Below are 8,278 nucleotides of genomic sequence, written 5' to 3'. Positions count from 1 at the left end.
GACCTAGCAGGAGACTTGGGGAAGATCGAGCTCATGATTGATGGGTTGTCAGCCCGTTACGATCCGCCAGATTTAAGCGATTACGACTGAAACCCAATCTTGCGTTTGCAAGGTATACAATCGCCAAAAGAAAAGGGGCGCGAAGGTCAACCCTTCGCGCCCCAATTCGTGTGCCGTGCGGCGAAGATTACATCTTCTTGGCAGCGTCCGCAGCAGCGGCAGCGGCGTCGGCAGCGGCGCCCGAAGCGGCGGTCGCGGCGTCAGCAGCGGCGCCCGAAGCGGCACCAGCGGCGTCGGCGGCAGCGCCAGCAGCGTCGGTGGCGGCGGCAGCGGCGTCCGAAGCGGCTTCGGTGGCGGCGTCCGAAGCGGCGGCAGCGGCGTCTTCAGCCTTTTCAGCCGAGCAGGCCGACAGGGCGAGAGCGGCGCTGGCGGCGACGGCGGCGAGAACGATCTTGCGCATGAATAGAATTCCTTGAACAGCGAGTGGACCACGCGCGGTCGATTCTGCACAAGGCTTGGGCGACCGAACGGAAAGCCTACCTTATCAGTAGACTTCTCGGCCCAAATAGTCGGCTTCGCGCGGCGATGCAAGACCTTGCTGCATGGCGCGCAAAAAGAGCCCTGTTTTCCACTGCTTTGCGTTCAGTCGCAGGCAAATGTGGCAAGGTGATGACCGCGCTGATTCGCCGGGATAGTCGCCCGCCCCGGCTTACCAGCGCGGTCCTGGCCTGCTAGGCTGCCCGGCATGGAGCCCAAACAGCATCTCTACCTGGTCGATGGTTCGGCCTATATTTTTCGCGCCTATCACCGCCTGCCGCCGCTGACGAACCCGCAAGGCGTGCCGGTCGGCGCGGTCTATGGCTATACCACCATGCTGTGGCGGCTGGCCGACGATCTCAACAAGGCTGATGGGCCGACTCACCTCGCGGTGATCCTCGATGCCTCGGGCAAGTCGTTCCGCAACGACATCTTCCCCGACTACAAGGCCAATCGCCCGCCCCCGCCCGAGGACCTGAAGCCGCAGTTCCCGTTGATCCGCGATGCCACCCGCGCCTTCAGCCTGCCGTGCATCGAGGAACAGGGGCTGGAAGCCGACGACCTGATCGCCTCCTATGCCCGCGCCGCCTGCGTGCGCGGCTGGGACGTGACCATCGTCAGCTCGGACAAGGACCTGATGCAACTGGTCGGCCCGTGCGGCGCAGGCCGGATCGACATGCTGGACACGATGAAGAACCAGCGGATCGACATTCCCGAAGTCGCCGAGAAATTCGGCGTCGCCCCCGAATTGGTCGGCGATGTACTGGCGCTGATGGGCGACGCGGTTGACAACGTCCCCGGCATTCGCGGGATCGGCCCCAAGACCGCGACCAAGCTGATCCAGGACCATGGCAGCCTCGAAGCCGCGCTTGCCGCCGCTCCGGAGATGAAGGCTTCGAAGCTGCGCGACAACCTGATCGAGCATGCCGAGATGGCGCGCCTCAGCCGCGTGCTGGTGGCGCTGAAGGAAGACTGCGATCTGCCGCTGCCGCTCGACGATTTCAAGCTAGGGGAAATCCCGCCCGGACCGCTGGTCGGTTTTCTTGAGGAACACGGCTTTACCAGCCTGCTCAAGCGGCTGGACGGCGGGCGCGGCAGCCCGGAACGCAAGACCCAGCTGCACCCGGCCAAGCCCGTCATCGCCGGAGCGGCGGCCAGCACGGAGGGCAACCGCCAGCCCCTGCCCGCCTGGCCGGCGGTGGATCGCGGCAGCTACGCCTGCGTCCAGACGCTGGAGGAACTGGACCGCTGGATCGAGCGCGCCATGGCCGCGCGGCTGGTGGCTTTCGATACCGAAACCAGCGCGCTTGATGCGCTGCGGGCAGACCTGACCGGGATCAGCCTGGCGCTGGGGCCGAACCAGGCCTGCTATATCCCGCTGGGCCACGGCGGCAGCGACATGTTCGCCGAAAAGCCGCAGCAGGTGGACAAGGCTCAGGCGCTCGCCCGGCTCAAGCCGCTGCTGGAAAGCGATGCGGTGCTGAAGGTGGGACAGAACGCCAAGTACGACCTTAACGTGTTGGCGCGGAACGGTATTTCGGTCAGTCCGATCGACGATACCATGGTGATGAGCTTCGACCTCGATGCCGGGCGCAGCGAGGATGGTATCGGCGGCGGCCACGGGATGGACGAACTGGCCACCCGCCACCTTGGCCACACCACCCTGGCGTTCAAGGAGGTCTGCGGGACGGGCAAGAAGGCGATCCCCTTCGGCGAAGTGCTGCTGGACCGTGCGACCGAATATGCCGCCGAGGATGCGGACGTCACATGGCGGCTGCACCAGCTGTTCAAGCCGCGCCTTGCCGCCGAAGGCGCGACCCGCGTTTACGAACGGGTCGACCGCCCGCTGGTGGCGGTGGTGGCGCAGATGGAGCGGCACGGGATCAAGGTTGACCGCGAGAAGCTGGCCGGCCTGTCCAGCGCCTTTGCCGAGGTGATCGCCGCGCTGGAGGGCGAGATTCACCAGCTCGCCGGCCAGCCTTTCACCATCGGCAGCCCCAAGCAGCTGGGCGAAGTGCTGTTCGACAAACTGGGCTACAAGGGGGGCAAGAAGGGCAAGACCGGGCAATACTCGACCGACCAGTCGGTATTGGAGCGATTGTCCGGGGAAGGCGCGCCGATTGCCGAAAAGGTGCTGGAATGGCGCCAGCTGTCCAAATTGCGATCCACTTATACCGAAGCGCTGCAAGCCGCGATCAATCCCGAAACGGGCCGGGTCCACACCAGCTACAGCCTCGTCGGCGCGCAGACCGGGCGCTTGTCGTCGACCGAGCCGAACCTGCAGAACATCCCGATCCGCACCGAGATCGGCCGGCAGATCCGCGATGCTTTCGTGGCCGAGCCGGGCAACGTCATCCTGGCGGCGGACTACAGCCAGATCGAACTGCGCCTGGCCGCGCACATGGCCGACGTGCCGGAACTGAAGGACGCCTTCGCCAAGGGCGAGGACATTCACGCCCGCACCGCGCTGGAAATGTTCGGCGAGGTCAACCGCGACACGCGAGGCCGGGCCAAAACGATCAATTTCGCTATCCTCTATGGCATCAGCCGCTGGGGGCTGGCCGGACGGCTGGGAGTGACCTCGGACGAGGCGCAGGCGATGATCGACCGCTATTTCGAGCGCTTCCCCGGCATTCGCGGCTACATCCACGCGACGCTGGAAAGCGTGCGGACGCAGGGCTATTCGGAAACGCTGTTCGGGCGCAAATGCTGGTTCCCCCGGATCAATTCGGGCAACCCGAACGAGCGCATGGGTTCCGAACGCGCCGCGATCAACGCGCCGATCCAGGGCACCTGCGCCGACATCATCAAGCGCGCGATGGTGCGGATGATGCCCGCGCTGGAAGCTGCCGGGCTGGGCCATGTGCGGATGCTGCTGCAAGTGCACGATGAACTGGTGTTCGAATTGCCCGAGGCGGATACCGAGGCCGCCAGCGAAGTGATCCGCAGCGTGATGGCCGGCGCGGCGCGGCCCTCGGTTGACCTCTCGGTGCCGCTGGGCGTGGAAGTGGGCACCGGGCCAAGTTGGGGGGCGGCGCATTGATGGCCGCGGCCATGCCGACGCTGGGGCAACTGGCCGGCTGGTCCGAGGCACTGACCCGCGCCGGCATTCACGGCGGGATCGCGGTGGGCGCGGCGCTGGCGGTTCACCTTGGCCTGTTCATGCTGCTGGGCCGGGCAGCGCGGCTGTCCACATCCACTTCGGATGAACTGGTGTTCGGCCGCCTGCGCCAGCCGCTGCGCTGGGGCATGGTGGCGGTGGGCATCTCGCTTGCGGCCGAAGCCGACCCGCTGATCGCGCGCGGCTGGGACGTGGCGGCGCGCTTCGTCCAGCCCGCGCTGATGGGCTGGGCCGCCTTCGCGCTGGTCAAGGCGTTCGCCGAAGTGCTCGACAGCCATGTCGACAAAAGCGAGGACGTGATGGCCGCGCGCAGCCGCCGCACCCGCGTGGCGATCTTTTCGCGCACGCTGGGTTTCGGCATCGTGTTCATTACCGTGGCGCTGATGCTGTTCGGCATTCCGGGCGTGCGCAACGTCGGCGTGACGCTGATGGCCTCGGCCGGGTTTGCCACCCTGGCGGTCGGCGCGGCGGCGCAGCCCGCGCTGAAAAGCCTGATTGCCGGCATCCAGATCGCGCTGACCGAGCCGATCCGGCTGGGCGATTTCGTGGTGATCGATGGCGAAAGCGGCCGGGTGGAGGATATCCGCCTGTCCTACGTGGTGATCCGCACCAACGACGAACGCCGCATCATCGTGCCCACGGCCAAGTTCCTGGACGCAAGTTTCCAGAACTGGACCCGGGTGGGCGGCGGCATCACCGGATCGGTGGTCCTGCCGGTGCGACCGGGCCATGCGATCCAGCCGATCCGCGAAGCCTATGCAGCCGCGCTGCGCGCCCATCCCGATTGGGACCAGCGCACCGGCCAGCTGCAGGTTTCCGAGGCCCGCGTCGGCTCGGTCGAGCTCAAGCTGGTGATGAGCGCCGAGGGACCGACCGAGCTTGCCCGGCTGCGCTTTGCCATGCGCGAGGCGATGCTCGACTGGCTGCGCGAGCACTGCCCCGAAGCGCTGTGCACCGAAGTGTAGCAGCGCCGGTGCGGGACTGATCCCGCACCGGCGCTGCCCTTACGAATGCTTCTTGTCGCGGGTCGAACTGACCATGCCGGGAGCAAGAAAGCCGATCTGCGTAGCCGTCACCTCGGCGGCGCGCTTTTTCAGCTCGCCTTTGACCTTGAGGTAGTCCGCTTCCATTTCGGCGCTGACCGTGGCGCGCGAATCCGCAAGGGCATTGGCAAAGTCGGCCGCGTTGACCTGGTCGGCATCGCCGCCCTTGCGGCGGATCGCATTCAGGCCGGCGCGGCGCACCACATCCTCCAGGTCCGCCCCGGTGAAGCGTTCGGCCTGCCCAGCAATGCCGCCCAGGTCGACGTCATCAGCAAGCGGCATCCGCGCGGTGTGGATCTTGAGGATATGTTCGCGCCCCGCCGCATCTGGCGTGCCGACATAGATCAGCTCATCCAGCCGCCCCGGGCGCAGCAGCGCCGGATCGACCAGCCCGGGCCGGTTGGTCGCGCCGACCAGCACCACGCTCGACAGTTCCTCCATCCCGTCCATTTCGGCCAGGATGGTGTTGACCACCCGCGCCGTGACCTGCGGCTCGTTCGCGCCACTGCCGCGCGCGGGCACCAGGCTGTCGATCTCGTCGATGAACACCACGCAGGGCGCAACCTGGCGCGCGCGCGCAAACAGTCGGCTGATCTGCTGTTCGCTTTCGCCGTACCACTTTGACAGCAGGTCACTCGACTTGATCGAGATGAAGTTCGCCTCGCTCTCCTTGGCGACCGCCTTGGCCAGCAGGGTCTTGCCGGTGCCGGGCGGGCCATAGAGCAGGAAACCCTTGGCCGGGCGGATCCCCAGCCGCCGGAAGGCTTCCGGGTTCTTCAGCGGCAGTTCGATCCCTTCCTGCAGCTTTTCCTGCGCCTCGCCCGCGCCGCCGATGTCGGCCCAGCCGACATTGGGCACCTGCACCATCACTTCGCGCATGGCCGATGGCTGGACGCGCTTCAGCGCTGCCAGGAAATCATCGCGGGTGACGTTGAGGCTTTCCAGCACTTCGGGCGGCACGGTCTGCGCCTCGAGGTCCAATTGCGGCATGATCCGCCGCACCGCCTCGATCGCGGCTTCGCGCGCCAGCGCGCCAAGGTCCGCGCCGACAAAGCCGTGCGTGGTCCGCGCCAGTTCATCCAGATCGACGTCCTGGCTGAGCGGCATACCGCGGGTATGGATGCCGAGGATCTCGCGGCGGCCCTTCTCGTCCGGCACGCCGACCACGATTTCGCGGTCGAACCGGCCAGGGCGGCGCAGCGCTTCGTCGATCGCGTCCGGGCGGTTGGTCGCGGCGATGACCACGATGTTGGAGCGGGTGTGCAGCCCGTCCATCAGGGTCAGGAGCTGGGCGACCAGCCGCTTTTCCGCTTCGCCGGGCGTGCCGGAGCGCTTGGGCGCGATCGAATCGATCTCGTCGATGAACACGATCGAGGGTGCCACCTTGGCCGCTTCCTCGAACACTTCGCGCAGGCGCCGTTCGCTTTCGCCATAGGCCGAGCCCATGATTTCCGGGCCGTTGATAGTGAAGAAGCTGGCATCGCTTTCGTTCGCCACGGCCTGGGCCAGCCGGGTCTTGCCGGTGCCTGGCGGGCCATGCAGCAGCACGCCCTTGGGCGGATCGACGCCCAGGCGGGTGAACAGCTCCGGATAGCGCAGCGGCAACTCGACCATTTCGCGCAGCTGGCGGATGGTATCACCCATCCCGCCAACGTCGTCATAGTTCACCTCGCCGCGCCCGGCGCTGGCTTCCTCGAACTCCTCGCGCAGTTCGACTTCGGTGTTCTCGTCGATGTGGACCAGGCCCTTGGGCACGGTGGACACCACGGTCAGGCGGATCTGGGTCAGCGCAAAGGCCGGCACGTTGAACATCCGCGCGACCTGCGGCGGCATGTCGCGCACCGGAGTCTGCCCGGTAGTGGCCACCAGATCGCCAGCGAGCAGCGGCCGGGCGAAGAAATTGCGCTTCAGCGCCTCGCCCGGCCCCTGCAGCTTCATTTCGCGCTGGGCCGGGGCGAACACCACGCGCTGCGCCGGGCGGCTTTCGCCCTTGCGCACCTGGACGTGATCGCCCGAGCCAGCTTCGGCATTGGCGCGCTGCAACCCGTCGAGCCGGATCACGTCCAGCCCCTCGTCCTCGGCATAGGCCAGCACGGCGCGGGCCGCGGTCATCCGCTTGCCCTCGATCTCGATCACGTCGCCTTCGGTGATGCCCAGCGCGCCCATCGCGCTCTTGGGCAGGCGGGCGATGCCCTGCCCGCTCTCTTCCTGCCGTGCCGCCGCCACTTGCAGCCGGACGGCCTTGGGGTCGGGATTGGTGCCTGCTTCGGCCATCGCCTTCTTCCTGTTGCAGCCGCCGGACGGCCAGTGAGCAGCGAAGCTAGGTACTGATGCCGGGCTTTGCAAATGGGGCCATTGCGCATGGGTAAAATGGACAAAAAAAGAGGCCCGGTCGTTGCCGACCGGGCCATGGAAGTTTTGGGAGAGGATGCCTGAAAGGCGAGTTCTAAATGCGTCCGACTCGGCTTTTGTGCAAGTGCGAAAAGGTCAATCAACGTTGCATTTTGTGCAACTGCTGTTCATTTCCGCTCAAGAATCAGCAAATTTTCCCGGATTTCCGCCAGCCATGCAATCGGCGCAAGGATCGCATCCGTATGCGCCGCATACGAATTCGCCGCACTGCAACATTAGGCATACCTAACGTTGCAGTGCGGCACAGAGGTCAATCAGAACTGAATCAATGGACCAGCAGCAGCGGCGGCGCGGCCTGCTCATCAAGGAAGTAGCGAGTCATCCCGCCGAACAGGAATTCGCGCACCCGGCTATGGCCATAAGCGCCCATGACCATCAGCTGCGCGCCCAGCTGGGCAGCGCGGGCCGCAAGCGTTTCCTCGATCGATTCGCCGCGCGGCAACTCGTGCAGTTCGGCGCTGATGCCATGGCGCGAAAGATAGCGCAGCGCATCGGTCGGCGGGAAGCCTTCGGCCTTTTCCGTCAGGACGGTCAGCACATGCACGCTCTTGCACCCGCTGAGCAGCGGCGCGGCGGCACGCAGCGCGTGGGCCGCCTCGTCCCCGCCGTCCCAGGCGATGCAGGCCGTGCCGATCGGCAGGCGCAGCGGGGCATGATCCGGCAGCGCCAGCACGGGCGAGCGCGACACCAGCGCCAGATCGCCCGCCAGCCCGCTGCTGCGCGACACCACGATCACGTCGGCCAGCCGCGCGGCGCTGGCCAAGGCATCGATCGGCGCCAATTCGTACTGCGCCACGTCAAACGGCACGTCGTCGCGCTCAAGCCGGCCGGCGAAGGCCTTGGCCAGCTCGTCGTCCTCTTGCAGCGCGGCTTCGAGCGCATCGCGCGCGACATAGGTGCCGCCATAGGGGTCGGTCGTGACGTAGCGATCGATCGGGGTGTCGATCAGCAGGGTGATATGCCCCTCGTTCGCGCGGGCAATGTCCATCGCGGTATCGAGGCGGGCGGTCATGCCGGGGTCGCGTCCGGCCTGGACAAGAATTGAACGCATCGACTCTCTCCTCTCTTTGGCAGAGATGACACACCTCTGCCCCGGCAACCATGACTTGCGTCAATTCACGCCTTGGGCCACTGCCCCGTCAAGCCCAATCACGAGGAACCGCCG

5 protein-coding genes are annotated in these 8,278 nt (G+C 66.4%); 2 read left to right on the top strand and 3 right to left on the bottom strand.

Annotated elements, in window-relative coordinates; all coding sequences use genetic code 11:
• Positions 1-187: 187 nt before the first annotated feature.
• Entirely contained in the window at positions 188-460 is a 273-nt protein-coding gene (locus tag ACE3N9_RS07295; protein WP_374282344.1) for a hypothetical protein, read from the bottom strand.
• 285 nt (positions 461-745) lie between these two features.
• On the opposite strand from ACE3N9_RS07295, the gene polA reads away from it, so the two are divergent.
• Together polA and ACE3N9_RS07285 are read left to right on the top strand one after the other, a co-directional pair.
• Positions 746-3,580 carry a DNA polymerase I gene (polA, locus tag ACE3N9_RS07290; RefSeq protein ID WP_374282342.1) on the top strand — a complete coding sequence of 945 codons (2,835 nt, stop codon included), beginning with the start codon at positions 746-748 and terminating at the stop codon, positions 3,578-3,580.
• A complete protein-coding gene (locus ACE3N9_RS07285; protein WP_374282340.1) occupies positions 3,580-4,623 on the top strand; it encodes a mechanosensitive ion channel family protein in 1,044 nt (347 codons plus the stop codon). The genes polA and ACE3N9_RS07285 overlap by 1 nt, the downstream gene beginning before the upstream one ends.
• 39 nt (positions 4,624-4,662) lie before the next feature.
• On the opposite strand, the gene ACE3N9_RS07280 is transcribed toward ACE3N9_RS07285, so the two are convergent.
• Both ACE3N9_RS07280 and ACE3N9_RS07275 read right to left on the bottom strand, forming a co-directional pair.
• Positions 4,663-6,975 carry a CDC48 family AAA ATPase gene (locus ACE3N9_RS07280; RefSeq protein WP_374282338.1) on the bottom strand — a complete coding sequence of 771 codons (2,313 nt, stop codon included), beginning with the start codon at positions 6,973-6,975 and terminating at the stop codon, positions 4,663-4,665.
• 403 nt (positions 6,976-7,378) lie between these two features.
• Positions 7,379-8,164, bottom strand: a complete 786-nt coding sequence (locus ACE3N9_RS07275; protein ID WP_374282336.1) for a universal stress protein — start codon at positions 8,162-8,164, stop codon at positions 7,379-7,381.
• Between the last annotated feature and the right edge of the window lie 114 nt (positions 8,165-8,278).

It is taken from the genome of Novosphingobium sp. (assembly GCF_041905565.1).
GTDB lineage: Bacteria > Pseudomonadota > Alphaproteobacteria > Sphingomonadales > Sphingomonadaceae > Novosphingobium.
This window is presented reverse-complemented; position numbering and strand designations above follow the sequence as displayed.